Annotated in this window: 27 protein-coding genes, 1 tRNA gene and 1 pseudogene; 20 read left to right on the forward strand and 9 right to left on the reverse strand. The window is 68.9% G+C overall.

Features of this window, described 5'->3' with window-relative positions; all coding sequences use genetic code 11:
- Positions 1 to 16: 16 nt before the first annotated feature.
- The 3 genes from tauA to ACE3UA_RS07710 form a co-directional block, all read right to left on the reverse strand.
- The gene (gene tauA / locus ACE3UA_RS07700) at positions 17 to 1,000 is read right to left on the reverse strand and encodes a taurine ABC transporter substrate-binding protein (RefSeq protein ID WP_374643834.1); all 984 of its coding nucleotides are present in this window, start codon (positions 998 to 1,000) and stop codon (positions 17 to 19) included.
- Positions 997 to 1,728 carry an aspartate/glutamate racemase family protein gene (locus tag ACE3UA_RS07705; RefSeq protein WP_374643835.1) on the reverse strand — a complete coding sequence of 244 codons (732 nt, stop codon included), beginning with the start codon at positions 1,726 to 1,728 and terminating at the stop codon, positions 997 to 999. The genes tauA and ACE3UA_RS07705 overlap by 4 nt, the downstream gene beginning before the upstream one ends.
- A 136-nt stretch (positions 1,729 to 1,864) precedes the next feature.
- Complete coding sequence (locus tag ACE3UA_RS07710) at positions 1,865 to 2,878, reverse strand: D-cysteine desulfhydrase (RefSeq protein ID WP_374643836.1); 1,014 nt, start codon at positions 2,876 to 2,878, stop codon at positions 1,865 to 1,867.
- 107 nt (positions 2,879 to 2,985) lie between these two features.
- Here ACE3UA_RS07710 and ACE3UA_RS07715 point away from each other — a divergent pair, with 107 nt between their 5' ends.
- Both ACE3UA_RS07715 and ACE3UA_RS07720 read left to right on the forward strand, forming a co-directional pair.
- Positions 2,986 to 3,882: a LysR family transcriptional regulator gene (locus ACE3UA_RS07715; protein WP_374643837.1), complete on the forward strand. Its 897-nt coding sequence runs from the start codon at positions 2,986 to 2,988 to the stop codon at positions 3,880 to 3,882.
- Between the two features lie 65 nt (positions 3,883 to 3,947).
- The gene (locus ACE3UA_RS07720; RefSeq protein ID WP_374643838.1) at positions 3,948 to 5,201 is read left to right on the forward strand and encodes an Hsp70 family protein; all 1,254 of its coding nucleotides are present in this window, start codon (positions 3,948 to 3,950) and stop codon (positions 5,199 to 5,201) included.
- On the opposite strand, the gene ACE3UA_RS07725 is transcribed toward ACE3UA_RS07720, so the two are convergent.
- Genes ACE3UA_RS07725 through ACE3UA_RS07745 form a run of 5 tightly spaced genes read right to left on the reverse strand, consistent with a single transcriptional unit; the run spans position 5,198 to position 9,892 of the window.
- A complete protein-coding gene (locus ACE3UA_RS07725) occupies positions 5,198 to 5,956 on the reverse strand; it encodes an SDR family NAD(P)-dependent oxidoreductase (protein WP_374643839.1) in 759 nt (252 codons plus the stop codon). The genes ACE3UA_RS07720 and ACE3UA_RS07725 overlap by 4 nt on opposite strands.
- A complete protein-coding gene (locus ACE3UA_RS07730; protein WP_374643840.1) occupies positions 5,953 to 6,759 on the reverse strand; it encodes an ABC transporter permease in 807 nt (268 codons plus the stop codon). The genes ACE3UA_RS07725 and ACE3UA_RS07730 overlap by 4 nt, the downstream gene beginning before the upstream one ends.
- A gap of 11 nt (positions 6,760 to 6,770) precedes the next feature.
- The gene (locus ACE3UA_RS07735) at positions 6,771 to 7,622 is read right to left on the reverse strand and encodes an ABC transporter permease (protein WP_374643841.1); all 852 of its coding nucleotides are present in this window, start codon (positions 7,620 to 7,622) and stop codon (positions 6,771 to 6,773) included.
- Between the two features lie 5 nt (positions 7,623 to 7,627).
- Positions 7,628 to 8,788, reverse strand: a complete 1,161-nt coding sequence (locus ACE3UA_RS07740; RefSeq protein ID WP_374643842.1) for a PotD/PotF family extracellular solute-binding protein — start codon at positions 8,786 to 8,788, stop codon at positions 7,628 to 7,630.
- A 27-nt stretch (positions 8,789 to 8,815) separates the two neighbouring features.
- Positions 8,816 to 9,892 (reverse strand): ABC transporter ATP-binding protein, encoded by a 1,077-nt coding sequence (locus ACE3UA_RS07745; protein WP_374643843.1) that lies wholly within the window; start codon positions 9,890 to 9,892, stop codon positions 8,816 to 8,818.
- An 81-nt stretch (positions 9,893 to 9,973) separates the two neighbouring features.
- On the opposite strand from ACE3UA_RS07745, the gene ACE3UA_RS07750 reads away from it, so the two are divergent.
- The 18 genes from ACE3UA_RS07750 to ACE3UA_RS07835 all read left to right on the forward strand — a co-directional run bounded on the left by ACE3UA_RS07750 (position 9,974) and on the right by ACE3UA_RS07835 (position 25,368).
- Positions 9,974 to 10,795 (forward strand): response regulator transcription factor, encoded by an 822-nt coding sequence (locus ACE3UA_RS07750; protein ID WP_374643844.1) that lies wholly within the window; start codon positions 9,974 to 9,976, stop codon positions 10,793 to 10,795.
- A gap of 93 nt (positions 10,796 to 10,888) precedes the next feature.
- Positions 10,889 to 11,290, forward strand: a complete 402-nt coding sequence (locus ACE3UA_RS07755; RefSeq protein WP_374643845.1) for a hypothetical protein — start codon at positions 10,889 to 10,891, stop codon at positions 11,288 to 11,290.
- Complete coding sequence (locus ACE3UA_RS07760) at positions 11,287 to 11,808, forward strand: plastocyanin/azurin family copper-binding protein (protein ID WP_374643846.1); 522 nt, start codon at positions 11,287 to 11,289, stop codon at positions 11,806 to 11,808. The genes ACE3UA_RS07755 and ACE3UA_RS07760 overlap by 4 nt, the downstream gene beginning before the upstream one ends.
- Positions 11,805 to 12,539 carry an RNA polymerase sigma factor gene (locus ACE3UA_RS07765; protein WP_374643847.1) on the forward strand — a complete coding sequence of 245 codons (735 nt, stop codon included), beginning with the start codon at positions 11,805 to 11,807 and terminating at the stop codon, positions 12,537 to 12,539. The genes ACE3UA_RS07760 and ACE3UA_RS07765 overlap by 4 nt, the downstream gene beginning before the upstream one ends.
- A 169-nt stretch (positions 12,540 to 12,708) precedes the next feature.
- Positions 12,709 to 12,799: transfer RNA gene (locus tag ACE3UA_RS07770), tRNA-Ser, on the forward strand.
- 93 nt (positions 12,800 to 12,892) lie between these two features.
- Positions 12,893 to 13,264 (forward strand): hypothetical protein, encoded by a 372-nt coding sequence (locus tag ACE3UA_RS07775; RefSeq protein WP_374643848.1) that lies wholly within the window; start codon positions 12,893 to 12,895, stop codon positions 13,262 to 13,264.
- A gap of 386 nt (positions 13,265 to 13,650) precedes the next feature.
- Complete coding sequence (locus ACE3UA_RS07780; protein ID WP_374643849.1) at positions 13,651 to 14,385, forward strand: hypothetical protein; 735 nt, start codon at positions 13,651 to 13,653, stop codon at positions 14,383 to 14,385.
- Between the two features lie 494 nt (positions 14,386 to 14,879).
- A complete protein-coding gene (locus ACE3UA_RS07785; RefSeq protein ID WP_374643850.1) occupies positions 14,880 to 15,860 on the forward strand; it encodes a glutathione S-transferase family protein in 981 nt (326 codons plus the stop codon).
- Between the two features lie 85 nt (positions 15,861 to 15,945).
- Positions 15,946 to 16,299 (forward strand): hypothetical protein, encoded by a 354-nt coding sequence (locus tag ACE3UA_RS07790; RefSeq protein ID WP_374643851.1) that lies wholly within the window; start codon positions 15,946 to 15,948, stop codon positions 16,297 to 16,299.
- A gap of 184 nt (positions 16,300 to 16,483) precedes the next feature.
- Positions 16,484 to 17,572 (forward strand): ABC transporter substrate-binding protein, encoded by a 1,089-nt coding sequence (locus tag ACE3UA_RS07795; RefSeq protein ID WP_374643852.1) that lies wholly within the window; start codon positions 16,484 to 16,486, stop codon positions 17,570 to 17,572.
- Complete coding sequence (locus tag ACE3UA_RS07800; RefSeq protein WP_374643853.1) at positions 17,569 to 18,621, forward strand: FecCD family ABC transporter permease; 1,053 nt, start codon at positions 17,569 to 17,571, stop codon at positions 18,619 to 18,621. The genes ACE3UA_RS07795 and ACE3UA_RS07800 overlap by 4 nt, the downstream gene beginning before the upstream one ends.
- Positions 18,621 to 19,370 carry an ABC transporter ATP-binding protein gene (locus ACE3UA_RS07805; protein WP_374643854.1) on the forward strand — a complete coding sequence of 250 codons (750 nt, stop codon included), beginning with the start codon at positions 18,621 to 18,623 and terminating at the stop codon, positions 19,368 to 19,370. Before ACE3UA_RS07800 ends, ACE3UA_RS07805 begins: the two co-directional genes overlap by 1 nt.
- Positions 19,371 to 19,481: 111 nt before the next feature.
- Complete coding sequence (locus ACE3UA_RS07810) at positions 19,482 to 20,750, forward strand: HEAT repeat domain-containing protein (RefSeq protein ID WP_374643855.1); 1,269 nt, start codon at positions 19,482 to 19,484, stop codon at positions 20,748 to 20,750.
- 10 nt (positions 20,751 to 20,760) lie between these two features.
- On the forward strand, positions 20,761 to 21,813 hold the full coding sequence (locus ACE3UA_RS07815; protein WP_374643856.1) for a DUF2169 domain-containing protein: 1,053 nt from the start codon (positions 20,761 to 20,763) through the stop codon (positions 21,811 to 21,813).
- On the forward strand, positions 21,806 to 22,891 hold the full coding sequence (locus tag ACE3UA_RS07820; protein WP_374643857.1) for a 3-oxoacyl-ACP synthase: 1,086 nt from the start codon (positions 21,806 to 21,808) through the stop codon (positions 22,889 to 22,891). Before ACE3UA_RS07815 ends, ACE3UA_RS07820 begins: the two co-directional genes overlap by 8 nt.
- Positions 22,888 to 23,904 (forward strand): DUF4150 domain-containing protein, encoded by a 1,017-nt coding sequence (locus ACE3UA_RS07825; protein WP_374643858.1) that lies wholly within the window; start codon positions 22,888 to 22,890, stop codon positions 23,902 to 23,904. Before ACE3UA_RS07820 ends, ACE3UA_RS07825 begins: the two co-directional genes overlap by 4 nt.
- Positions 23,905 to 23,919: 15 nt before the next feature.
- Positions 23,920 to 24,648, forward strand: a complete 729-nt coding sequence (locus ACE3UA_RS07830; RefSeq protein ID WP_374643859.1) for a hypothetical protein — start codon at positions 23,920 to 23,922, stop codon at positions 24,646 to 24,648.
- Positions 24,649 to 24,666: 18 nt separating this feature from the next.
- Entirely contained in the window at positions 24,667 to 25,368 is a 702-nt protein-coding gene (locus tag ACE3UA_RS07835) for a hypothetical protein (RefSeq protein WP_374643860.1), read from the forward strand.
- A 20-nt stretch (positions 25,369 to 25,388) separates the two neighbouring features.
- Here the strand turns inward: ACE3UA_RS07835 and ACE3UA_RS07840 are convergent.
- A pseudogene (locus tag ACE3UA_RS07840) lies at positions 25,389 to 25,491 on the reverse strand (IS5/IS1182 family transposase); the annotation flags it as partial.

The following is a 25,491-nucleotide window of genomic DNA, read 5'->3' on the forward strand; positions in this document are numbered from 1 at the left end:
GCTTCCGGCGATGGGATCACTTGGCCGCTTCGGCGATCGAGGTGGTGACGAAGGCCGAGTAATCATCGGCCGCCGCGTCGATCCGGCCGGCCTTGACCAGGAACTCGGCCGTGTTCTTCATCGTCGCGGCCGCCCCGCCCATCCAGGTCTCGGTCAGCTGGTCGGCCAGCGGGATGAAGGTGAAGCCCTTCAGGATCGCCGGAACCTGGTCGGGCGCGGCGCCCGTGATCTCGGCGATGGTCTTGACCTTCTCGCTGTCGGCGGTCCAGGCGGCGGGATCGGCGAGGTATTCCTTGTTCGCCTCGTCGATCACCTTGGCAAAGGCGACCAGCTTGTCGGCATTGGCCTCGGCGAAGCTGCGGTTGACCACCCAGGCGTCGAAGGTCGGATAGCCCCATTGCGCGGTCTGGTCCGCGCCGATGATGAAGGTCCCGGTCTGCAGGATCTGGTTCTGCACCGGCTCCCAGACGAAGGCGGCGTCGACCTGGCCCGAATCCCATGCCGCGGCGATCTGGTCGGCGGGCAGGTTGATGATGGTCACGTCGGTCTCGGCGATCCCGGCATGGGCCAGCGCGCCCATCAGCGAGTAATGCGCGGTCGAGCCGATCGGAACCGCGATCCGCTTGCCCTTCACGTCCTCGAGCTTGGCAATCCCCGAGTCCTGCTTGGCGATCAGGCTTTCCGCCGTGCCAAGGCCGTGGGCGATCATGAAGGCCTGCAGGTCCACCCCCTGGCTGGCGGCGATGGCCAGCGGCGAGGAGCCGAGTTCGGACAGTTGCACATCGCCCGAGGCCATGGCGGCGATCACCTCGGTCCCGGCGCCGAAGACGCGCCATTCGATGTCCCAGCCGGTCGCGGCCTCGAACTTCTTCTCGGCGCGGGCGGCCTGCATCGGCGTCGGATTGCCGAACATGCCGATGATGACCGTCTCGGCCATCACGGGACCCGCCGCCAGCGCAAGGCCGGTCGCGGCAAGCAGCAGTCTGGATCTGGTCTTCATGTCGCTCTCCTGTTGGAATCGGCGCTTGTGGCCGGTTTGTCGTCCATTGCGAAATCCCGGATCAGCTTGACGAGGATGTCAAGCGTATCAAGCGGGATGACATTCGGCGCGGTCGGGTCGGCGACCAGCGAGAACTCGGTGCAGGCCACCAGTTGCACCCTTGCCCCGCGCTGCAGGAGTTCGGCCGAGGCGGCGCGCAGCGTGGCGCGGGGCGCGTCATGGCTGCCGCCCGCCTTGATCGCCGCGATCGCCTCGCGCAGCGCGGCCTCGTCCGGGGGCCAGAGCAGGACCGGCCCGGCCCCGGCGCAGGCGCGGTCGAAGACGCCGATCCGGCGCAGGGCGGGCGAGCCGAGGATGCCGACCGGCCCCCCTCCCGCCAGCTCCCGCGCCCGCGCGACCGAGGCCGCCACCATGTCGAGAAACGGCAGGCCCGAGGCGGCGCGGATCGCGTCGACGAAATGATGCGCCGTGTTGCAGGGCATGGCCAGCGCCTCGGCCCCCGCCCCTTCCAGCCGCCGGGCCATGGCGGCAAGGGTCGGGGCGGGATCCTCGCCCGCGCCATCCAGCAGGAAACGCATCCGCGAGGGCACCTGCGGGTTCTGGTCCACGATCAGCGGGACATGGTCGGCATCGTCGCGGGCGGGCACGGCGGCGATGAGACGGTCCATCAGCAGGACGGTCGCCTGCGGGCCCATGCCGCCCAATATGCCCACGCGCCGCGGACTCATGCCACGCACCCCTGAATGGCGGCACCCCCCGCCCGACCGCCATGCGATCCGACAAGACCGTCCGGCGCAAGCCCTAATCCGGCCCGCCGCCGCGAAACTGCGGCCCGGCGCGGCAGTCCGGCGGGCGCGGATGCTGTCATCCGGGTGCGGCCCCGGCCTGGAACACGTTGTCATAGCCGAAAAGCGCCGCCGAGCCGCCGGTATGAAGGAAGACGATCCGTTCCCCCTTGCCGAAGCGCCCCTTGCGGATGTGGTCGATCAGCCCCGCCGCGCCCTTGCCGGAATAGACCGGATCCAGCAGGATCCCCTCCAGCTCGGCGAACATGCGGATCGCCTCGATCGTGTCGGGGCCGGGCATGCCGTAGCCCGCGCCGACATAGCTGCAGTCGGCCCGCACATCGGCGCGGGCGACGACGCCGGGGCAGCCCAGCTTTTCGGCCGTCGCCTGCGCCAGGGCGAAGACATTCGCCTCCTGCCGGTCCTGCGGGGCGCGGACGCCGATGCCCAGAAGCGGGATCTGCGCGTTCGTCGCCTTCAGCCCGGTGATCAGCCCCGCCTGCGTCCCGGCCGAGCCGGTGGCGGTGACGATGTGGTCCACCTTCAGCCCGCGGTCGTTCAACTGGCCCAGCAGCTCGAAGGCGCAGTTCACATAGCCCAGCGCCCCGGTCGGGTTCGAGCCGCCGCCGGGGATGAGATAGACCTTGCGCCCCGCCTCGCGGAAAGGCCGGGCGTCGGCCTCCATCTGCGCCTGCATGTCGGTGCCGCCCGGATAGCGCGCGGTCGTGGCCCCGTGCAGATGGTCCAGAAGCACATTGCCGTTGCCGTTGTAATTCGCGTTGTTCGAGCCGGTGCGGTCCTCGAGCAGCAGGTGGCAGCCAAGGCCCAGCTTCGCGGCGAAGGCGGCGGTCTGGCGGGCGTGGTTCGACTGGGTGGCGCCCTGCGTCATCACCATGTCCGCCCCCTGGGCCTGCGCCTCGGCCATCAGGAATTCCAGCTTGCGGGTCTTGTTGCCGCCGGTGGAAAGCCCGGTGCAATCGTCGCGCTTGATCCAGATCTCCGGCCCGCCAAGTTCCCTCGACAGCCGGTCCAGACGTTCCAGCGGGGTGGGCAGATGCGCGAGGAAGACGCGGGGGAAACGGGCGAGATGCATTCGGGGTCCTTTCCTTGGTCCGGCGCGCAAGGGTGGCACCGGACGCCGGGCATTGCAAATTCCTTTCTCTCCAGAAAACATGCGGGTTCTGCATGATGGGGGCCAGGATGCGGCTGGAATGGCTGAAGGACGTGATCAGCATTGCGGAAACCGGGTCTTTCAGCGAGGCCGCCCGGCGGCGCAACCTGACGCAATCCGCCTTCTCGCGCCGGGTCCGGCAGATCGAGGACCATCTGGGGATCGAGCTTTTCGACCGCTCGAAGAAGCCCGTCCAGATGCGCCCGACCACGGCCGAGCATCTGGACCGGATGGCGCGAATGGTCGGCGCCCTGAACCAGCTGGCCGAGGATTTGCGCCGGGGCGACCGGATGGCGGGGAAAAGCCTCTCCATCGCGGCGCAACACGCGCTGTCCACCGCGCTTGCGCCGCAGATGCTGCAACGGGTGCGGGGCGCGGGCCGGGATGTGCATTTCCGCCTGACCTCGGCCAATCTGGACGAATGTCTCACGCTTCTCCTGTCGCGCCAGGTCGATCTGGCCCTGACCTTCCAGGTGCGCGACGACCCCGCCCCGGTGCGCGAGGAGTTCATCGAGACCAGGGTGATCGGCACCGACCGGCTGGTGCCCGTCGTCGGGACCGGCGCGCTGCCCGAGGTCGAGGAGAACCTGCGCGCGGGCGTGCTGCCGGCCGTCACCTACCCGGCCGAGGTCTATTTCGGCGAGGTGATGCAGCGCCATGTCCTGCCCGCGCTGGACCAGGGCCTGACCCTGGATTCGCGTGCCGAATGCGCGCTGACGCTGGCGGGGCTGGAGCTGTCGATCGCGGGCTTCGGCGTCGCCTGGGTGCCGCAGTCGATCGCGGCGGGACGGATCGCCTCGGGCGAGGTCACGGCGCTGGCGGACCGGCTGCCCTCGGGCAGGCTCCTGGTCCTCGCCTCGCGGCTGGCGGGGGCGCATAATGCGACCGAGACCCTGGTCTGGGACCATGCCGCCGCCCGTGGCTGAACCGCGGCTTTACAGCGCCGGGGGGCCGGGATAGCCCGCACCGGCGGCAGATCGGGGGCAAGGGCATGGACAGGGTTTACGCGGGGATCGACTTCGGCACGTCGAACTCGACCGTCGGCCTTGCGGATACCGCCGGCGCGGCGCTGATCGCGCTGGAGGACGGCCTGCCCACCCTGCCCTCGGCCGTGTTCTTCGAGGCCGACGACGCGCCGCCCCGTTTCGGCCGGGCGGCCATCGCGGCCTATCTGGAAGGCGACGAGGGCCGGCTGATGCGCGGGCTGAAAAGCACGCTCGGCTCGGCCATGCTGGACGAGCGCACGGCGGTCGGCCGGCGCGCGGTCAGCTTCCGCGAGGTATTGCAGCGGTTCATCGCGCATCTGCGGGACCGGCTCGATCTGGCCCGGCCGGGGTTGCGGCGGGCAGTCTTCGGGCGGCCGGTGCATTTCGTCGACGACGACCCCGCCGCCGATCTGGCCGCCCAGACCGCATTGCAGGAGATCGCCGTCGCCTGCGGCTTCACCGAGGTCGAGTTCCAGTTCGAGCCGGTCGCCGCCGCCCTGCATTACGAGCAGGACTTGCAGGCCGAGGAGATCGTGCTGGTCTTCGACATCGGCGGCGGCACCTCGGACATCTCGATCCTGCGGCTTTCCCCTGACCGGGCGCGGCGGCCGGACCGGGCGGGCGACATCCTGGCCAATGGCGGCATCCGGGTCGGCGGCACCGATTTCGACCGCCTCCTGTCGCTGGCCGAGGCGCTGCCGCATCTGGGCTATCTCAGCCCCACCAGGGGCGGCGCCGGGCTGATGCCCCGGCATTACTACCTGGACCTTGCCACCTGGCACCGGATCAACGCGCTTTACACCGCGCGGACGGCGGCGGACCTGAAGGCGCTGCGGCACGAGGCCGACCGGCCCGAGCTGGTGGACCGGATGATCCATGTCGTCGCCGGGCGCCACGGCCATGCGCTGGCGATGGAGGTGGAGCGGGCGAAGATCGACCTGTCCGGAACCGAAGCCTCGCGCCTGATGCTGGCGCCGCTGACCGGGGGGCCGAACCCGGTGGCGCGGCGCGACCGTTTCGAGACGGCGGTCGAGGCCCCGGTCGCCCGGATTTCGGCGCTAATCGCGGCGACGCTGGCCGATGCCGGGCTGGCGGCGGAGCGGATCGGCACGGTCTTCCTGACCGGCGGCTCGTCGCAGCTGCCGATCCTGCGCGCCACGGTGCAGGCCGCCCTTCCCGGCGCGCGGCTGGCCAGCGGCGACATGCTGGGCTCGGTCGGCACGGGCCTTGCGCTGGATGCGCGGCGGCGCTTCGGCTAAAGCGACTCGGCCCCGTCGATCACCAGCGCATGCCCGGTCATGAAGGAGGAGCGGTCCGAGGCGAGGTAGACGATGCCCTCGGCGATCTCCCCCGGCGTGCCCCAGCGGCCCATCGGGATGGCGTTGGCGACATAGCCCTCCAGCGCCGTGCGGCCGCCCATCTGGGCCTCGAACCCCCGGTTGAAGATGGTGTCGATGAAGCCGGGGCATAGCGCGTTGCAGCGGATGCCGTGGCGGGCATAGTCGACCGCGATCTGGCGGACCATGGCGATGACCGCGTGCTTGGTGGTGCAATAGGCGATCATCTCGCGGTCATATTGCACGCCGGAATTCGACGCGGTGACGATGATCGACCCCCTGCCCTGCCGCCGCATCACCGGCATCGCGGCCTGGGCGATGACGAAATGCGACCGCACGTTCAGCCGCCAGGAGGCGTCCATCTGCTCGGCGCTGATGTCCTCCAGCCGGCCGGGGATCTGGATCCCGGCATGGGAATGCAGGACGTCGAGCCGCCCGTGCCGGTCGGCCACGCCCTGCACCAGCGCCCGCACGGCGGCGTCGTCGGCGGCATCCAGCGCCTGTGCCTCGGCGCGGCCATCGGCGGCGGTGATCTCCCCGGCGACCGCGGCGGCGCGGGCGCCGTCAAGGTCGGTCACGACGACCACCGCCCCCTCACGCGCCAGCGCCAGCGCCCCGGCCCGGCCGATCCCGGCCCCGGCGCCGGTGACCAGCGCCACCCGGTCCCGCAAGCTCATGCCCGCCGCCTTTGCAGCATGCCCTGCGCGATGATCAGAAGGACCAGCGAGACCGCCATGACCATGGTGCCGATGGCGTTGATCTCCGGCGTCACGCCGCGCCGGATCGAGGAGAAGACATAGATCGGCAGCGTGGTGTTCGGACCGGCGACGAAGAAGGCGATGATGAAGTCGTCGAAGCTGAAGGTGAAGGAGAGGAGGAACCCCGCCAGCACGGCCGGCGCGATCTGCGGCAGGGTCACCTGGCGGAAGGTGCCCCAGGGCGTCGCGCCAAGGTCGGCCGAGGCCTCGATCAGGCTGCGGTCCATCCCCGCCACCCGGGCGCGGACGATGATCACCACCAGCGCCATCGCGAACAGCCCATGCGCCAGCACCAGCGAGCCGAGACCCAGCCCCAGCTGCGGCGGTTCCGCGCCGGGCCAGAGCGCGGCAAGCAGCGGGTTCACCCAGTCGAAGACCGTGACCAGCGCGATCAGCGTGGCGATGCCGATCACGATGCCCGGCACCATGACCGCGACGTAAAGGGCCGCGTCGAAGAAGATCCGCATCCGCCCCTTCAGCGCGGGCAGCGCCAGGGCGGCCATCGTCCCGGCGACCGTCGCCAGCGTGGCCGAGAGGAAGGCCACCGTCAGGCTGGTCTTCAGCGCCTCCATCACGAAGGGATTGGACAGCGTCTTGCCGTACCATTGCACCGAAAAGCCGTTGAACTGCGAGGCATGCCGCCCGGCGTTGAAGGAAAAGAGCGCGATGATCCCGATCGGGATGTAGAGGAACAGGTAGATCGCAAGGGCGTAGAGGCGCATCCGTTTCCCCGTCAGATCAGCGAGACATCGTCGCGGCTGCCCGCGAAGCGCCGGGTAAAGCGCATGTAGGCGGCGACGATCGCCAGCATCACCGCCACCAGGCTGACCGCCACCGCCGCCCCGAACGGCCAGTTGCGCGATTGCAGGAACAGGTCGACCAGCGCGTTGCCGACGAAGAACACCTTGCCGCCGCCCAGCAGCGCGGGGATCAGGAACTCTCCCATCAGCAGGATGAAGACCAGCATCGAGCCCGTCGCCACCCCGGGCATCGACATCGGCAGGGTGATCTGCAGGAAGCTGCGCCAGGGCGGCGCGCCCAGGTCGCTGGCGGCCTCGAGCAGGCGCTTGTCCAGCCGTTCCAGGCTGACATAGACCGGAAAGACCATCAGCGGCAGGTAGCCGTAGACGATGCCGATCACCACGGCGAAGGGCGTGTTGATCAGGCGCGGATTGCCCAGGCCGACGGCATGCAGCCAGGACGGGATGCCCTGGCCGCCAAGAAGATAGATCCAGGCATAGCTGCGGATCAGGATCGAGGTCCAGAACGGCACGATCACCAGCACCAGAAGCAGCGTCTTCCAGCGCCGCGGCGCGCGCATCGCCAGGTAATAGGCCAGCGGATAGGCCACGATCAGGCAGATCAGCGTGCCCAGCGGCGCCAGCGTCATCGTGTTCTGGAACGCCTGCCAGCGCGAGCCGAGGTTGAGATAGTTCTCCAGGCCGAAGCCCGGCACGTAACCGCCCGCCGCCCCCCGGCTGCCGAAGCTGAACACCAGGACGACGACAAGCGGCAGGACCAGCATGGCCAGAAGCCATGCCCCCGCAGGCAGCAGGAGAAGCGTGTTGCGGGTGCCCTGCCGCATGATCGTCAGGCCGCCTTGAACCGCGCCATCAGCTCGGCCCGGTTCGGGTCGGTCAGGGTGACGGCCGCGCCGAATTCCAGCGGGCTGAGCAGCTCGGCTGCCGGAAACATGATCGGGTCCTGCAGCATCTCGGGCGGCAAGAGCGCCAGCACCCGCTTGTCGGCCACCGGATAGCCGTGGAAAAGGACCTCCTTGGCGTTCACCGCCGGGTCGAGGAGGTAGTTGATCAGCGCATAGGCCGCGTCCGGATGCGGCGCGTCCTTGGCGATGGCCAGGAAGTCGCTCCACAGCTCGCCGCCCTCCTTGCCCAGGACATATTCGATCTCGGGCATGTCGTTGTGCAGCTGCTTGGCGTCGCCGGTCCAGCAGACCGTCATCCAGGCATCGCCCGAGCGCATCGAGGGCTGGTAGTCCGAGTTGATCGCAAAGAGATGCGGCTTGGCGTCCATCAGCAGCTTCTCGGCGTCGGCCAGTTCCTTCGGATCGACCGAGTTGAAGGAATAGCCGAAGTATTTCAGCGCGTTGCCGATGGTGGTCAGCTGATAGTCATGCACCATGGACCGGCCCGAGAAGGCATCCATGGTCATGTCCCAGAACTCTTTCCAGCTGACGGGCTTCGGCGCGCCGTTCAGCATGGCGGTATTGACCGCAAAGCCCGTGGTGCCCCAGTTGCGCGACACGGCATAGACCTGGCCGTCGACGGTGCCGGGCTCGGCGAAGCGGGCGTCGAAGCTGGCAAGGTCGTAGTTCGGGATCCGCGACAGGTCCAGGGGCTGGATCAGCCCCTCGGCGACATAGGTCGAGATCGTGTAGTTCGTCGGCACGAACACGTCCCAGCCCGAGCCGCCGGCCTGCAGCTTGGCCAGCATCTCCTCGTTCGAGCCGAAGACGTTCATGTCCACCGCCGCGCCGGTGGCGGCGGCGAAGGCCTCGAAATTGGCCGGGTCGTGGTAGTTCGGCCAGGAGGCGAGGACGACGCGGTCGCCGATCCCCTCCTGCGCCCAGGCCGCGCCGCGCAGGCCCGGCATGGCCGAGCCCAGCACCGCCGTCGCGGCGCCAAGGCCGGTCACGCCCAGGAAGTGGCGGCGGCTGACCGACCCCTTCCGGTAGCGCATCAGCTCGGCGATGAACATGTCGCGAGAGATCTGGTCATTCCTGTCGGTCATGGTCTTTCTCCCCAGTTGGTTCTTGGTTCAGTCGGCAAGGATCAGCGCGGCCTCGGCGCGCCAGTTGGCATGGGCCTCGGCGCCCGGCTCGAACCCGCCCTCGGCCGCCTCGGCCTGGCGCGGGACAAGGATCAGGAACGCGCCCAGCCGGTCGTGGCGCACCAGGTATTCGGTATGCTCGCCCAGGAAGATCCGCGCCTCGATGCGCACCGGCAGGTTGACCATGCCCTCCACGGGCGCCCGGGACAGGGCGATCTGTTCGGGGCGCAGGCTGGCCGTGACCGCCATGCCGGCAGCCCCCGAGGCCGCGGCGATGCGCTGCCCCCCGGCCAGCAGCGCGCCGTCCTGCACGATGCCGGAAAAGAAGTTAGATTTCCCCACGAAATCCGCCACATAGCGGTTCAGCGGCCGGTCATACAGCTCGCGCGGGGTGCCGACCTGCACGATCCGCCCGCCCTGCATGATGCAGATCCGATCCGACATCGACAAAGCCTCTTCCTGGTCATGGGTGACAAGGACGAAGGTGATGCCCAACTGGCGCTGCAGGCTTTGCAGCTCGATCTGCATGTCGCGGCGCAGCTTCTTGTCCAGCGCGGCCATCGGCTCGTCCAGCAGCAGAAGCTTCGGCTGGTTGACGATGGCGCGGGCCAGCGCCACGCGCTGCTGCTGGCCGCCCGACATCTCCCAGATCCGGCGGTTGCCGAAGCCCGGCAGGCGGACGGTTTCCAGCATCCGCTCCACCGCCTCGGCGATGCTGGCCCTGTCGGGCTGCGGCCGGCGCTGGCGCAGGCCATAGGCGATGTTCTCGGCCACGGTCATGTGGGGAAACAGCGCATAGTGCTGGAACACCATGTTCACCGGGCGCTGGTGCGGCGGCAGGTGGTTCACCCGCTGCCCGTCCAGCAGCACCTCGCCCGAGGTCGGGGTCTCGAACCCGGCCAGCATCCGCAACGCGGTGGTCTTGCCGCAGCCGGAAGGGCCGAGGAAAGACAGGAACTCGCCGCGCCGGATCGACAGGTCCAGCTCCTGCGCCGCGACGACGGCACCGTAGTGCTTGGAGGTGCCCCTCAGCTCGGCGATCGGGGTTTCGGAGTCACTGTTCATCGGGCGCTGCATATGCTTCATTACGGCTGCAAGCGTAGAAAACCCGGCCGAGCCTGTATATATCATAAAATGCATACCCTCATGCCCGAGCCCGCAGCACCGGAAGGCCAGACGCGGATGGAGCAGATCGGCGCGGCGGTGGCGGCGATCGGCTCGGCCTCCTGCCCGGCGCGGCTGGCGCAGCTTCTGCGCGCGGTGGTGCCCTACAGCTATACGGTGATCTTCGGCTATTGCGGCTCGGCGCGGCCGCTGGACCTGTGGGACGATTTCCCGCCGGAAAAGCGCAAGGTCTTCGTCACCGACTACCAGGCCGGACCTTACCTGCTGGACCCGTTCTACCTCGCCGCGACCTCGGCCGCGCAGCCGGGGCTATACCGGCTGCGCGAACTGGCGCCCGACCGCTTCTACCAGGGCGAATATTTCCGCAGCTATTATGCCCAGACCGGGCTGGCCGAGGAAATCGCCTTCTTCTCCGACCTCGGCGCAGGCGCGGTGATCGTGCTGTCGCTGATGCGGGCCGACAAGCCCTTCACCAACCGCGAATTGCGCGCGCTGGCCGGGATGCGGGCGGTGGTCAACGCCGTGGTCGGCCAGCACTGGCGCGACATCGGCAAGGCGTTCCACCCCGCCCAGCCCCGGCAGGGCGAGCGCGGCCGCGACATCGAGAAAAGCTTCCACAGCTTCGGCGCGGGCCTCCTTACCCCGCGCGAGCGCGAGGTGGTGGAATTCACCCTGAAAGGCCATTCGGCCGAGGCGATCGGCCGGATGCTGGGGATCTCGCCCGGAACCGTGCGGATTCACCGGCGCAACATCTATGGCAAGCTGCGCATCAGCTCGCAGGGGGAACTCTTCTCGCGCTTCATCGCGACGCTGGAGGGCCTGCCCGCTTTCGACGCGACCTGAGGCGCGTCCTGCGCGGATTTCCGGGAACCTTTCGCCGCGCGCTGCATCCAACGGAGTAGGGCCAATCCCGGCCCCGTCCCAAGGAGTCCCGTCATGCAACGCCTGTCCATGCTTTGCGCCGCCTTCGCCCTGGCCGCGACCGCATCCCTCGCCCAGGACAATGCCCCGCCGCCCGCGCCCTATGCCGCCGTCAGCTCTCTGGTGCAGCTGCCGGATTTCCTGCCCGGCCTCGGCCAGCTTTACGTCGATCCCGCCACGCTGCCGGCCGGCCCGTTCCTCGGCTATGACCACGACGGCAAGCTCTCGGCCACCATCTACATGGTGCCGCTGGCCGATCTCGAGGGCGGCAAGGCCTTCAACGACCTTGCGGTGGGCAATCCCTCGGTCACCGGCGTCGACATCTATTACAACGCCGGCCATCCCGGCGTCGAAGCCCCGCATGCGCATGTGGTGCTGTATCACGACGCCGAGGCCAAGGGACGGCTGGCGCAATGAGCCTCACGCGGCGCAAGGTCCTGCTGGCAGGGGGCGGTCTCGCCGTCCTCTGCGCGGCGCCGGCGCTGGCGGCCGGAGAGACCGTGATCGAGATGAAAGGCAGCGCCCGGGGCGAACAGGTCTGGTTCGCCCCCCTGGGCCTGGCCGTGGCGGCGGGGACCAAGGTGCGGTTCGTCAACCGCGACCCCGGCAACAGCCATACCGCGACCTGCTACCACCCCTCGATCCTGGACCGCCCCCGGCGCATTCCCCGGGCGGCGACGCCTTGGGACAGCGGCTTTCTGCTGCCCGGCGACAGCTTTGCCGTCGTGCCCGAGGTGCCGGGGGTATATGATTTCTACTGCCAGCCGCACGAGATGGCGGGCATGGTCGGCCGGCTGGTGGTCGGGCGCCCCGGCGATCCGGGCTGGGAGGCGCCGGACTATCCCCCCGGCGACCTGCCCGAGGTCGCGCTGGCGGCCTTCCCGGCGGTGGCAGAGATCCTGCGCCGGCCGGTCCTGAAAGGAGGAACGCCATGAGCCTGCCGCTTCCCCTGCCCCCCGCGCCCCCCGGCCTGACCGAGGCCGAACTGGTCGCCCTTGCCCAGCTCCATGACGAGGCCGCCGTGCGCGAACTGGTGCGCCGCTGCAATCCGCGCCTCTTCCGGCTGGCGCGGGGCCTCGTCGGCAGCGATGCCGAGGCCGAGGAACTGGTCCAGGAAACCTATGTCCGCGCCTTCACCGCCATCGCGGGATTTCGTGGCGCGTCCCGGTTCTCGACCTGGCTTGCCCGGATCGCCCTGAACCTCGCCGCCATGCAGCGCCGCGGCGCCCGGCCGGTCGAGGAATACGATACGCTGCGCGAGGCGGACAGCAACCGGGTGATCGCCTTCCCCGGCGTAGAACCCGAAGGCACGGAAAGCCTGGTCGGCCGGGCCGAGGTGCGCCACCTGCTGGAGGCCGCCATCGCCGCCCTGCCCCCCGAGTTGCGCCTGGTCTTCCTTCTGCGCGAGGCCGAGGCGATGAGCGTGCTGGCCATCGCCCGCGACCTGCGGCTGAACCCGATCACGGTGAAGACCCGCCTCTTCCGCGCGCGCCGGCGGCTGCGGGCGACGCTGGAAGCGCAGCTGCAGGGCGGGTTCGAGGCGGTCTTCCCCTTCGACGGCGCCCGCTGCCGGGGCATGGCCGACCGGGTGGTGGCCGGTCTGGGCGCCCCGTCCCGCACCGCCGCGCCTGACAGGGACGGCCACCATCCTCCGGAGGCCCGCTGACAGGCCCCTGCCCGCCTTCCAGGACCCGCCCGCACCCCTGCCCCTGCTCCCTGCCCTGCGTCCCTCCCGACCCTGCCCGCCCCTCCCCCTCGACCAGGCCGCCAGCAATCCGATCACGATCCCGACTTTCCGCTTGCCCCTGCCGAACCTCCCCGATAAACGGGCAGGCGGAGACGTGGCCGAGTGGTCGAAGGCACGCCCCTGCTAAGGGCGCAGACCTCTAAAGGGTCTCGAGGGTTCGAATCCCTTCGTCTCCGCCACCAACCCTAAGCGATTGAAATTGCAGAGATTTTAGCGCGATGTCCAACGGCCTGTTGTCCAGAATGGACCACAGAGAGACCGAGAAGGACGACATGCGCTACCTCGTGCAGCCTCGCGGACCCGGCAAGAGCTGGGTATTCCGTATGCTCACCCCGCCCGATCTCATCGGCCTTCCCAACCCGTGGGACGGCAAGCCGCTGGGGAAGGAGATCAAGAAGGGACTGGCTACCCGCCACTTGCCGGAAGCTCGCAAGCGCCGTGACATCGCACTTGGTGACATTCGCAGAGCACAGCGGCAACTCAGCAATGATGATGCTTGGTCGCTTCAGTCAGCTTTGGCTTGGCGTAAGATGACCGAGGACGCCCGGCGACGGGAAGACGGGGAAGAGATTGCTGACGGCTACGACCTAGTACTGAACGACAGGGTCGCCTTCCCGCATGAACTCCAGCATCCGCCACCGTGAGCTTGCCTGTGTCAGGGTCTTCCCAGAGGGCCAGCGGGTCAAGCTCGCTCCCCTGCTTCAGAACCTCGACCAGAGAGGAAACGTGGGCTTCGTTCAGCCCCCCTCCCCTTGGTTGGAAGGTGACTTCATCCGTGAGAACACGCTCAACCGGCACCTTGCGCGGTATTGGGCGGGGTAGACCGCCTTTTCTTCTTCGTTGTCATTGGCTTACCGTCGTTTCTGGAGATTGAGCAGGTATGCATCTGCACCTACCAAGGCTTGCATAGCCAAGCCGCCGCTCCCGCTACTGGCTTTGGCTATCGGCCTGCTCTTCTAATGGTGGGCCACAACACCCCCCACCTAGCCCGCTAGTTGACTTGGAAAGCACTTCCCACCACCCTCCAGCCATGAAGCAAGCGATTTCTCCGGAACAGCTACTGGCCCTCGCTCACGCCGCCATCCGCGAGGCACCCGCATTTGACTACGATGGACGTTACGGCGAAGCCGAGCAAAAGTGGCTGGGAAGGGTAGCAGCCTTGCTGGAAGCGGCGGGGTCTCTCGTGCTGTTGACATCGTTCAGGCTCGCACGTGCCAACCTACAATCCTACTCACACAGTAGGACCGAACTGCTGCAACCGCTCTACGACCTCATGAGCCAGCTGGAGCTAAGGCTACCTGCTGAACTGCAAGGGGCCTTCATCGCGGCTGGAGACACTTGGAACGGCTATGCGGCGCTTGTCAGGATCATGCAGCGCGAGGCTGACGACCTACTCATCGTTGATCCCTATGTCAGCGGTGGTGTGTTCACCGATCTCGTGCCTCACATCGTGGCAAGTCGATCTGTCCGTATCCTGACTGCGGCCCAACCCAAGTTGCAACCTGCCCTCCTGGCATCGTCCCAGAAGTGGAACACCACCCCAAACCGATCAACCCCCGAGGTAGAGACGCGTCTTGCTCCAGATGGATCACTCCACGACCGACTGATCATTCTGGATGGCGAGGAGGTATGGCTCGTCTCGCAGTCACTCAAGGACATAGGGAAGCGATCCGCCGCCTCTCTCACCCGTGCCGATCCAGAACTCGCTTCCATGAAGTCGGACGCCTATGACGTCCTATGGAAGCAAAGCCAGCCCCTTGTCTGACGATGATCGCCATCGGCCAGTTGTCGAGCCGTCCTGCGCTGGATAAGCTGTTGTCCAGTGTGGGCAACCTGAAGAATGGACAACGCAGCTAACATATTTCTCTTCCGCATCAATGCTTTGCTGTCGGTTTGGCAGGACTGGCGTAGTCTCCCTTCGTCTCCGCCATCACCAGATTTCTACCATGCATCAACATCTTGCCGGGACCGCTTCACTCCCCGCGGCGGGTTCGGCGGATCCTCGGATTCCGTGCGGCGCCATGGTGTGGCGAGTCACCTCCGACGACGCCTTTGCCCGCTGATCCTGCGCCTGCGGGGCGGCCCCGCACGACAGGCCCGGCCCGGCGGCCGAGCCTCGTCCGGCCGCCCCCCCCGGTCCGGGCAAGACGCATTGACCCGGCGTCGTCCCCGGCCCATCCTTGCCGTTCGGCATGGCGCGCGACGATCCCCCCGGGCCTGCTTTGGCCCGGGGGCTGGAACCATTGAAGGACCCTCACCATGGGCAAGCTTGTCGACGGCGTCTGGAGCGACCAATGGTATGACACCGCCAGCACCGGCGGCCGCTTCCTGCGCACCGTCACCGCCTGGCGCAACTGGATCACGCCGGACGGCGCGCCCGGTCCCGACGGCCGGCGCGGCTTTCCCGCCGAAAGCGGGCGCTACCACCTCTATGTCTCCTACGCCTGCCCCTGGGCGCATCGCACGCTGATCTTCCGGGCGCTGAAGCGGCTGGAGCCGCATGTCGAGGTCTCGGTCGTCCATCCCGACATGCTGTCCGAGGGCTGGGAGTTCCGCACCGACTTCCCCCTCGCCACCGGCGACCGCCTCTACGGCCTGCCCTACCTGCGCGACCTCTACCTGCGCGCCGATCCCCGGGCCTCGGGGCGGGTGACGGTGCCGGTCCTCTGGGACAAGGCGACGGAGACCATCGTCTCGAACGAAAGCGCCGAGATCATCCGCATGTTCAACTCGGCCTTCGACGGGCTGACCGGCAACCGGGACGACTATTATCCCGAACCCCTGCGCGGCCGGATCGACGCGCTGAACGACCGCATCTATCCCGCCTTCAACAACGGCGTCTACCGCGCCGGTTTCGCCACCTCGCAGGCGGCCTATGACGAGGCGGTGGCCGAGGTCTTTGCCACGCTCGACTGGCTGGAACCGCATCTGGCCGCCAACCGCTACCTGGCCGGCCCCCGGCTGACCGAGGCCGACTGGCGGCTTTTCACCACCGCGGTGCGCTTCGATCCGGTCTATCACACGCATTTCAAGTGCAACCGGGCCTGGATCAGGGAATATCCGAACCTCTGGGGCTGGCTGCGCGAGCTTTACCAATGGCCCGGCGTCGCCGAGACCGTGAAGTTCGACCATATCGTGCGGCACTACCACCACAGCCACGACACGATCAATCCGTACCGCATCCTGCCGATCAACCCCCGGATCGACTGGCTGGCCCCGCATGGGCGCGAGCGGGTCTGACGACACGGGCGCCACGGTGACGCACCCCCGCAAATCCGGTTGCCGGAGTCGCGAAGCGGTGCCAGAGTATCGCATGATGCGGGCAATGTCGGTCCTCTTTCAGCGGTTGCTCCTCCTGGCCGTCATCGCCACGGGGCTTGCGGCGACCGGCTTCGCGCATCGCATCCCTTCCACGGACGACAGCGCGCAACAGTCATTCGTCCTTGCCGGGGGCGCGCTTTCCGATCTCTGCGCCGGGGGCGTAGACCACGGCCCTCCGGCCCATGGCGACTGCCCGGCCTGCCATATCACCGGTGCGGCCGACCTGCCGCCGGCGATGTTCGGCCTGCGCGACGCGGATCTCGCCTTCGTCGCCGCGGTCGTCGCCCCGCGCGAAAGCCGCGCGGTGCGCAGCGTTCTCGATCCCGCACGCGGGATGCGTGCCCCACCTCTGGCCTGATCGCGTTTCCCTGAAACCCCGATCACTCCGGGCGCCCCCCGCGCGCCCCGACCCGAGGTCCATCCATGACCCGTCCTTCCCCGCGGCCCCGGCTGCCGACCCCTGCACATCCGTTGCGGGCGACGGTGGTCGCCCGCGCCGCGGCAGCCTTGCCGATGACCCGATTTCCCCACGGAGACTCCAGATGAAACGACTTGCCCTTCTCGCCGCGCTGACCCTTGGCGCCGCCCTGCCCGCTTCGGCCGACATCACCCTGACCGACCTCAAGGGCCGGTCGGTCACCCTGCCCGATCACCCCGACCGCGTGCTTCTGGGCTTCTACTACGAGGATTTCATCGCCATCACCGGCCCGGGCGGGATCGACAAGGTCGTCGCCATTTCCCGCGCCCCCTGGGCCGAATGGCGCCCGATGCAATGGGAGGCCTACAAGGCCGTCTACCCGATGATCGACAGCCTGCCGGACGTGGGCGATACCGAGACCGACACCTTCTCGGTCGAGGCTGCGATCGCGGCCGCGCCGGATGTCGCCCTGCTGGCCGGCTGGCAGTTCGACGCCCTGGGCGAAGGCATCGCCCAGCTCGAGGCGGCGGGCATCCCGGTCGTCGTGGTCGATTACAACGCCCAGACCCTTGCGGCTCATCTCGCCTCGACCCGCGTCATCGGCACGCTGATGGGCACCGAGGACCGGGCGGAGAAGCTGGCCGCGCTCTATGAGGCGCGGATCACCGATACGATGCGGCGCGTGGCGGCGGCGGGCGATGCGCCGAAGAAGGTCTATGTCGAACTGGCCAGGAAGGGCCCGGCCGAAGTCGGCAACAGCTATGGCAAGGGCATGTGGGCGGGCACGATCGAACTGGTGGGCGGCGCGAACATCGCCCGCGGCCAGGTCGAGAACTGGGGCCCGCTGGCGCCGGAATACGTGCTGGCCGAAAAGCCCGAGGTCATCCTTCTGGCCGGCTCGGAATGGCTCTCCTCGCCCGAGGCGGTGCGCGTGGGCTTCGCTGCCGATGCCGCCGAGGTGCAGGCCAGGATGGCCAACTACCTGACCCGTCCCGGATGGGCCGATCTTCCGGCGGTGACCTCCGGCGAGGTCCATGCGATCTACCACGGCGGCGCGCGGTCCCTGTCGGATTTCGTCTTCGCCCGCTATCTCGGCAAGGTGCTGCACCCCGAGGCCTTCGCCGATGTCGACCCGCAGGCGGAGCTGGCGGCCTATTACGCCGAATGGCTGCCGATCCCGCTGGACGGCATCTTCGTGCAGAAGCTGCAATGACGGACCCGGGCCTGGGCATCGGCGGCTATGCCCGCCGGATCAGGCTGCGCGGCGCGGCGGCCCTGGTCGCCGCGCTGGTGCTGCTGGCGCTGATCCTGGCCGATCTGGTGACCGGCCCCTCCGGCATGTCGCTCGAGGCGCTGAGCCGCGCGTTCCGGGCCGGACCGCAGGGCGCGGACCGCGCGGCAGCCGCGATCCTGTGGCAGATCCGCATGCCGCAGACCCTCATGGCGATCCTGGTCGGCGCAAGCCTGGGCCTTGCCGGGCTGATGATGCAGACGATCCTGGCCAATCCCCTGGCCAGCCCCTTCACCCTGGGCTTTTCGGCGGCGGCCGGGTTCGGTGCCGCGCTGTCGATCCTCGCCGGCGGGCTGACGGCGCTGCCGCCATGGCTGGAAACCCCGCTGGCCGCCTTCTCGATGACGCTCCTCGCGACGGGGCTGGTCTATCTCGTGGCCCGCCTCAAGGGCGCGCAGGCCGAGATCCTGGTCCTGGCCGGGATCGCGGTCCTGTTCTTCTTCCAGGCGCTGCAATCGCTGGTGCAGTTCATGGCCAGCCCCGAGGTCCTGCAGCAGATCGTCTTCTGGCTGTTCGGCAGCCTGTTGAAGTCCAGCTGGACCAGCGTGCAGGTCAGCGGGGCGATCCTGCTCCTCTGCCTGCCCTTCGTGCTGCGCGATGCCTGGAACCTGACCGCGCTGCGGCTGGGCGATGCGAATGCGGCAAGCCTGGGCATGGATGTGGACGCGATGCGGCGGCGGGTCTTCCTTCTGGTCGCGGCCCTGGTCGCGGGGGCGGTCAGCTTCACCGGCACCATCGGCTTTGTCGGGCTGATCGCGCCGCATGTCGCCCGTGCCGCCGTGGGCGAGGACCATCGCTTCGCCCTGCCGATGGCGGCGATGACGGGGGCGCTGATCCTCGTCGCGGCCTCGGTCGCGGGCAAGCTCCTCTCGCCCGGCGCGGTGATCCCGGTCGGGATCATCACCGCGATCGCCGGCATCCCGATGCTGCTGGCCGTGCTGTTCACCCTGAAACCCGCCGGAGGACGCTGATGCTGACCGCAACCATAGGCGAGGTGCGCAAGGGCCGGGTGACGGTGCTGCAACCGCTGCGGCTGACCGCCGCCCCCGGCCAGATCCTGGGGGTGATCGGACCGAACGGCGCCGGCAAGTCGACGCTTCTGCGCCAGCTTGCCGGGATCGGGGGCGCCGGCGCCACCCAATGGTCGGGCGAGGCCCTGGCCGCGCGGCAGATCGGCTTCATGCCGCAGGCCTTTCAGGTCTCCGCCCGGCTTTCGGTGCTGGAATGCGTATTGCTGGGCCGGCGCGAGGGGCTGGGCTGGCGCGTCGCCGCGCAGGACCTGGCCGCCTCCGCCGCGGCCCTCGCGGCGCTGGGGCTGGAGCGGCTGGCCGACCGGCCGCTGGAAAGCCTTTCGGGCGGCCAGCAGCAGATGGTGCTTCTGGCCCAGCGGCTGGTGCGCAGGCCCCGGCTTCTGGTCCTGGACGAGCCGACCTCGGCGCTGGACCTGCATCACCAGCTGACCGTGCTCGGCCATCTGCGCGCCTATGCCCGGCGCCAGGACGCCATCGTGGTGATGGCCCTGCATGATCTGACCATGGCCGCGCGCTTCTGCGACCGGCTCGCCCTCCTCCAGGCCGGCCGCCTCATGGCCTGCGGTCCGCCCGGCACGCTCCTGACCTCCGAGGCGATCCGCCAGGGCTGGCAGGTCGAACCCGAGGTCCTGCTGGCCCGCGACGGCGGCCAGGTCATCGTCCCGCACCGGATCGAGGCGGTGCAATAGACCGGCGCCCGAATTCGCGATGCGCGGCACCGGGTCCGGAATGCCGGGCTTGGCTTTGGCCCGTCTTGCTCTAAGCTGGTCCCAGCGCAGCCCTCGCGGGACGGTTTGCGAATGAACTGCAACGCGCCTCTGGTCAACCGCCGGATCATGCGGCTTCACGCGGAGAACGCGGCCTTCGTCGTGTCGCAGCTGCGGCTCGGGCAGGACGGGCCGAACTTCCGCCTGGTCGAGATCTTCGATCTGGAGTCCCGCCTCGGCGGCCATCTCGACGCCCTGGCCATGGCCCGCGACACCGGGCTGGAACTGGCGCATGAGACGCTCGCCATCGCGGCCGGATTCGGCGAGGTCTTCACCGCCTTCCACCTCGGCCTGCATGCCCGGCCCGACCTCGCGCTTTCTGCCCTCGCCCCGCCCGAGGTCCTGCTGTGGGGGCAGGTCGCCGCCCTGGGTCTCGCCGCCGCCTGGTGCGCGCCCGACCGGATGGCGGCCCGGATGCGGAACTGGATCACCGGGCATGACCCGATGGCCACCCGGATCGCGCTGGAGGTCTGCGGCCTGCGCCGCGTGGACCCCAAGGGCCACCTGAAGCCGCTCCTGTCCCATCGCGACCCGCGCGTCGCGGCCCGCGCCATGCAGCTGGCCGGAGAGCTGGGCCGCGCCGACCTCGCGCCCGAGCTGGCCCGCCTCGCCGAAACCGCCGACCCGGCGCTGCGCGTCCATGCCGCCCGCGCCGCCGCCCTCCTCGGCGACCGCCGCGCCTCGCCCGCGATCCTCGCCACCCTCATCACCCCCGCCACCCCGCCTGCCGAGGCCCGGATGGTGGCCGAGCTTCTGCCCCTCATCCTCGACGACCGCGCCGCCCGCGCCGCCATCGCGCGGCTGATGTCCGACCGGCAGACCGAACGCTGGGGGATCCTGGCCACCGGCGCGCTTGGCGCGGGCGACACGCTGGACTGGCTCCTCCGGCAGATGTCCGAGCCGGTCCTCTCCCGCATCGCCGGGGCCGCCTTCTGCACGATCACCGGCGCCCGCCTCTCGGCCGGGTCGCTGGAACTGGACACCTTCCCCGACGACCCCGACGATCCCCTGGTCGCCGCCTGCCCGCAGGAAAGCTTCATCGAGGCCAAGCTCTACTGGCCCGACCCGGAGAAGCTGGCCCATTGGCTCGCCCCGAACCGCGCCCGCTTCGTGTCCGGGACCCGCCACCTCCTCGGCCTTCCCGCCTGGACGATCCAGCCCCCCATCGAGGCCATCGCGGCCTACCAGCTCGACCAGCGCGCCCTGGCGCTGGAGCTTGCCACCCGCGCCCCCGACGCGCCCCTGCCGAACTGGCGCGGCCCGGTGCATGCCCAGCCACGGGGGTTCACCCGCAGATGGTAGGGCCCGCGCCATGAGGCTGGAGAACACCACCCCCTTCCCGGCGAACTTCACCCTGGCGCTGGACAAGCAGGGGCACGAGCAGATCGTCCTCGTCACCCGCGCCACCTTCACCCTGTCGCCCGCCCGCGGCGAACCCAGCCGCGTCGCCCTCCTGCAACTGCCGCTGATCGAGGCCGACGTCTTCGGCCCCGACCCCGCCCGGGACGCCCCGCTGTTCGAGACCGATTTCGCCCATTTCCGCCCGCGCTGCGACGTGCTGTGTCACGCCCGCGCCCATGCCCCGCAGGGCGAGCCCGCGACCACGGTCGATGTCGGCATCCGCCTCGGCGCCTGGGCCAAGAAGTTCACCGCCCACGGCAGCCGCATCTGGCTGCGCGGCGCTGCGGGCCATACGCCCTCCGCGAAACGCCCCTTCCTGGTGCAGGACATCGGCTATGACCAGGCCTATGGCGGCATCGACCCCGAGGCGGAAAACCCGGCGATGGCCAAGAGCTATGACCACAACCCCGCTGGCCTCGGCTATTATCCCAACTCCCCGAACCGCGAGGGCAGGCCCCTGGCCCAGACCTCGGAATTCGGCCAGGACGCGCTCTCCCCCGATGGCGGCTATCCCCCCATGGCCTTCGGTCCCCTGGGGCGCAGCTGGCTGCCCCGCCGCCAATATGCCGGCACCTATGACGACAGCTGGCTCGACAACCGCGTGCCCCTCCTGCCGATGGATTTCGACGACCGCTACTTCCAGGCCTCGCCCCCCGACCAGCAGATCCCCTACCCCACCGGCGGCGAGCCCGTGGAACTGGTCAACCTCTCGCCCGAGGGCCGCCTCTCCGGCGCGATCCCCCGCACCCAGATCGTCGTGACCTTCGAGCGCAAGTCCGGCCGCGTCACCCAGCGCATCGCCAACCTGGACACCGTCCTCCTCCTCCCCGAGGCGGCCCGCATGTGCCTGACCTGGCGCACCCGCATCACCGCCGAGCGCGACCTGTTCGAATTCGCCCGCGCCATCATCGTCGAACGCCCGCTCGACGGCGCAACCCACTGGCCGGGGGGAAGCCATGGCTGAGACAGGCATCGCCCCCGGCCTTTCGGTCATCGGCTACGGCATCTGGTCCGCGCTCGGTCCCGACGGCCCCTCGACCATCGCCGGCATCCGCGGCCAGATCATCGGCTCCGAGACCGGCAACCTCTGGGATCCGACCGCGGGCGCCAATCTCAACTGCTTCCGCGTCGCCGCGCATCAATGGTGGGAGGGGCCCAGCTTCCTTCCCGATCTCGCCATGCCGCCGATTGAGGAATGCCTGGCCCAGGTCGCCCACCTCCCCGCCGCCTTCCGCCGCCCGGCGGCCGAGATCCCCATCCTCGTCACCGTCGCGCCCCCGGACCGCCCCGGCCGCCCCCCCGGCCTCGAAACCCTCGTCCTCGACGGCCTCGCCCGCAAGCTCGGCCGCCCGCTGCCCCCCGGCTCGGGCGTCATCGGCGGCGGTCGCTGCGGCCTGCCCCATCTCCTCGCCACGGCCGCCCGGCAATCCGACCGCCACCCGCTGCAGATTCTCGTCGGCGTCGAAAGCCTGCTGCGCCAGGTGATCGCCGAGCACTACATCGCTCGGAATCGCCTCCTCTGCGGCGCCAATACCTCCGGCTTCACCCTGGGCGAGGCCGCCGCCGCCATCCTCGTCGCCCGCAGCGGGACGGCTGGAGGACCGGAACTGTCGATCACCGGCATGGGCGCGGGGATGGAGCCCGGCCGCGACGGCGGCTCGCGCGAGCAGGCGGTGACGGGTGCGGGCCTGACCCAGGCGATCCGCGCCGCGCTGGCGGTGACGGGGATTCCGTTCTATGATTTCCCGGCATTGATCGGTGACCTGAACGGCGAGCATTTCAAGTTCAAGGAGCAGATGATGGCCCAGATGCGCCTGGACCGCGCCCCGCCCGAAGGCCGCTCCCGCCGCCCGCGCGGCTATGTCGAACACTGCAACCTGATCGAATACATGGGCGAGGTCGGCTCCGCCCTGATGCCCGCCCAACTCGCCTGGGCCTTCGAGATGGGCCGCGCCGGCCTGCTGCCCCAGAACCGCGCCCTCTGCTTCGCAGGCGAAGACGACGGCCGCCGCACGGCCCTGACCGCCGAGATGCGGCCATGAGCGTCTTCGCCAACGGGCTGGAGGTCTCGGGCAAGGCCACCCCGAACAAGACCATCGCCGCGATGCCCGACGTCTGCCTCTCGCCGCCCCCGCCGCCTGCCGGGCCGGTGCCGATCCCCTATCCCAACTTCGGCATGGCGTCCGACACGACCGACGGCTGCACCAGCGTCTTCGTGAAGGGCAAGGAAGCGGGCAAGAAGAACGCCTCGAAATACTCGAAGATCACCGGAAACGAACCGGCCACCAACAGCTTCGGCGCGGGCGTCATCAGCCACAAGATTACCGGCGCGCTGAAATTCGCGGCCTATTCCTTCGACGTCATCTTCGAGGGCGGCGGGGCCGAGAGGTTCACCGACCTCACGACGACGAACCACATGAACAATCCGAACGGGGGCGTGAACGCCAGCGTGGCCGGGCTCACGCCACCCGAGCCGCCCAGCGAAAGCGACTGTCAGGCCCTCAGCGCCAAGAACGAGTATTTCCGCGAGAACGTGAATGCCGAATGCGGCCCCGAGGTCGCGAACAACGTGAACCAGAACCACACGGTCAGCCACGGCTTCTATCGGTCGGGGGCCGTCGGGAACGCGCCGTTCACCGGCGTCAGCTGCTCCAACCAGCTTGCAAGCGTGTTCTCGAACTCCTTGTCGCGCCCGATCGACACGCGCCGCAACACGGGCCGTTTCGTCCAGGTCCAGCGCGACGACGAGACTGTCCGGCATGTCCGGATGGACATCTGCGAAGCCTGCACGCAGCCGATCGGCGGGCTTCAGGCCCATGCGGAACTGAACATCCTGAACGACATCGGCCGAAGGTTCGGCAACGGCCCCGGCGGGACGGTGGTGCTCAGCATCAACTGGCGATCGGGAGGCAGCCAGATGCCCCCGGAACCATGCACCAATTGCCAGAACAGCATCAAATGCATGTGCGAGGCCGGATGCATCGCCATCTACATCTGCGACGAGAACGACCAGCCCGTCGATCGTTGCCAGAACCCCTATGAGACGGGCGACTGAAGCGGGAGAAGCCAGGTGACACTGTTCGATCGTCTTCCGGTGAGCGAGACCATCCGCGCGGCCAAGGTCGAATTCGCCTGGCGCGGCGCCGACGCCTATATCGCGCCGACCACCGAAACGCCCTTGCAGCGCGCGCTTCTGGGCAAGACCAATGCCGCCGTGATCACCTTCATCGCGGGCTGCGCCCTGGTTGCGGCGCGGCGGCTGGAACTGGTGGCCGATACCCGGCGACTGCACCTGCTCGCCGAGGTCCTGCTCTGCTTCGAAGCCGACCCCGCCGCCTACAGCGGCTACCGGCGGCCAAAGCCGGCCAGCCCGCCACCCGTCGCGGAGCAGGCCGTGTCAGCCGTGTTCACCCGGGCGACGGGCGTCTTCCAGCAAAGCCCCGGGCAGCACAGCAGCTTTCCGCCGATGCAGGCCGCGAAGAACGTGGTGGCGCTCCTCGAGGTCATCCTCGGCCAGGATCACGAGCAATTCCTGCGCAGGTTCCTCGAGGAGTCGATCCGGCGGCTGGACCTCTACGCGGCGAACCCCGGGCAGGTCTTCACGACGCGATCCGCCTATGACACCGACGAGGAATGGCTGCGGGTCAAGCGGCGGAATTTCGGCCAGCCGGTCCCGATCGAGGTCCTGGACCCGGCAAAAGACCTGGCGCCGGGGGATCTCGACCTCCTCTACGCCGACTTCCTGAAGACCGCGGACAGCGCCGGGAATCCCTACCTGTCGCCGCCAAGGCCGCGCTGACCCATCGGAGGCGTCCCCGTGCTTCATCCCCTTCTCTGCCGCGATCTTGCGCTCCTGCCCGATCCCCGGCAGGCAGGTCACGCCTGGGACGAATGGCGCGTCTTGGGATACTTCTACTTCGCCGAAAAGACGCTCTTCGCCCGGCTCGACCTCCTCACGCAGCGCGCCAATACCGCCTTGACGCTGGCCGTCTGCGAATGGATCGAGGCATGGCTCTCGGCCTTCACCGGCGACAGGACGCTGGCGGCCTATATCGAGGCGGGATGGCCGGCGCAGATGGACCCGCGACATACCGAGTTCTTCGGAATCGTCGACGACGAATGGCGCGGCCCGATCCTCGGGCCATCGGTCATCGCCATCGGGATCATCAACGAAGTCTTCTACCAGTCGTTCGAAGAACCGAGGATGGCGTTCAGAAGCTGCTATGCGATCAATCTGGCGCGGCATCTCTTCGGACGGCTGGACGCCTTCGAAAGCTGGCTGGAGCGATCGATCCGCCGCCTTGAGTCCCATCACAGCCGGCAGGCCGAGCCGAAGTCGCCGACCGATCTCCTGGCCAGGGAGTTTCCGAAAGGCGCATTGGTGGCGCGGGAAGCGTTCGATCCGGCCCGGCCATATCACCCCGACCAGGCGGCAGACCTTCTCCTTCGGCAGGCCGAGAGGATCGGCCCGGAGAACCCCTTCTACGATCGGCTGGCGCGCCACGAGCATTCGCACTAGGGTCAGGACTCGTTCTCGGATCATAGCCAGAACATGACGGTTGCGGCGAGTGCGACGGCGGAGAGGAAGACTTTTGGGCATCTATCGTAGCGGGTCGCGACCCTGCGCCAGTCCTTCAGACGT

It is taken from the genome of Tabrizicola sp., assembly GCF_041919135.1.
Classification (GTDB): domain Bacteria; phylum Pseudomonadota; class Alphaproteobacteria; order Rhodobacterales; family Rhodobacteraceae; genus Tabrizicola.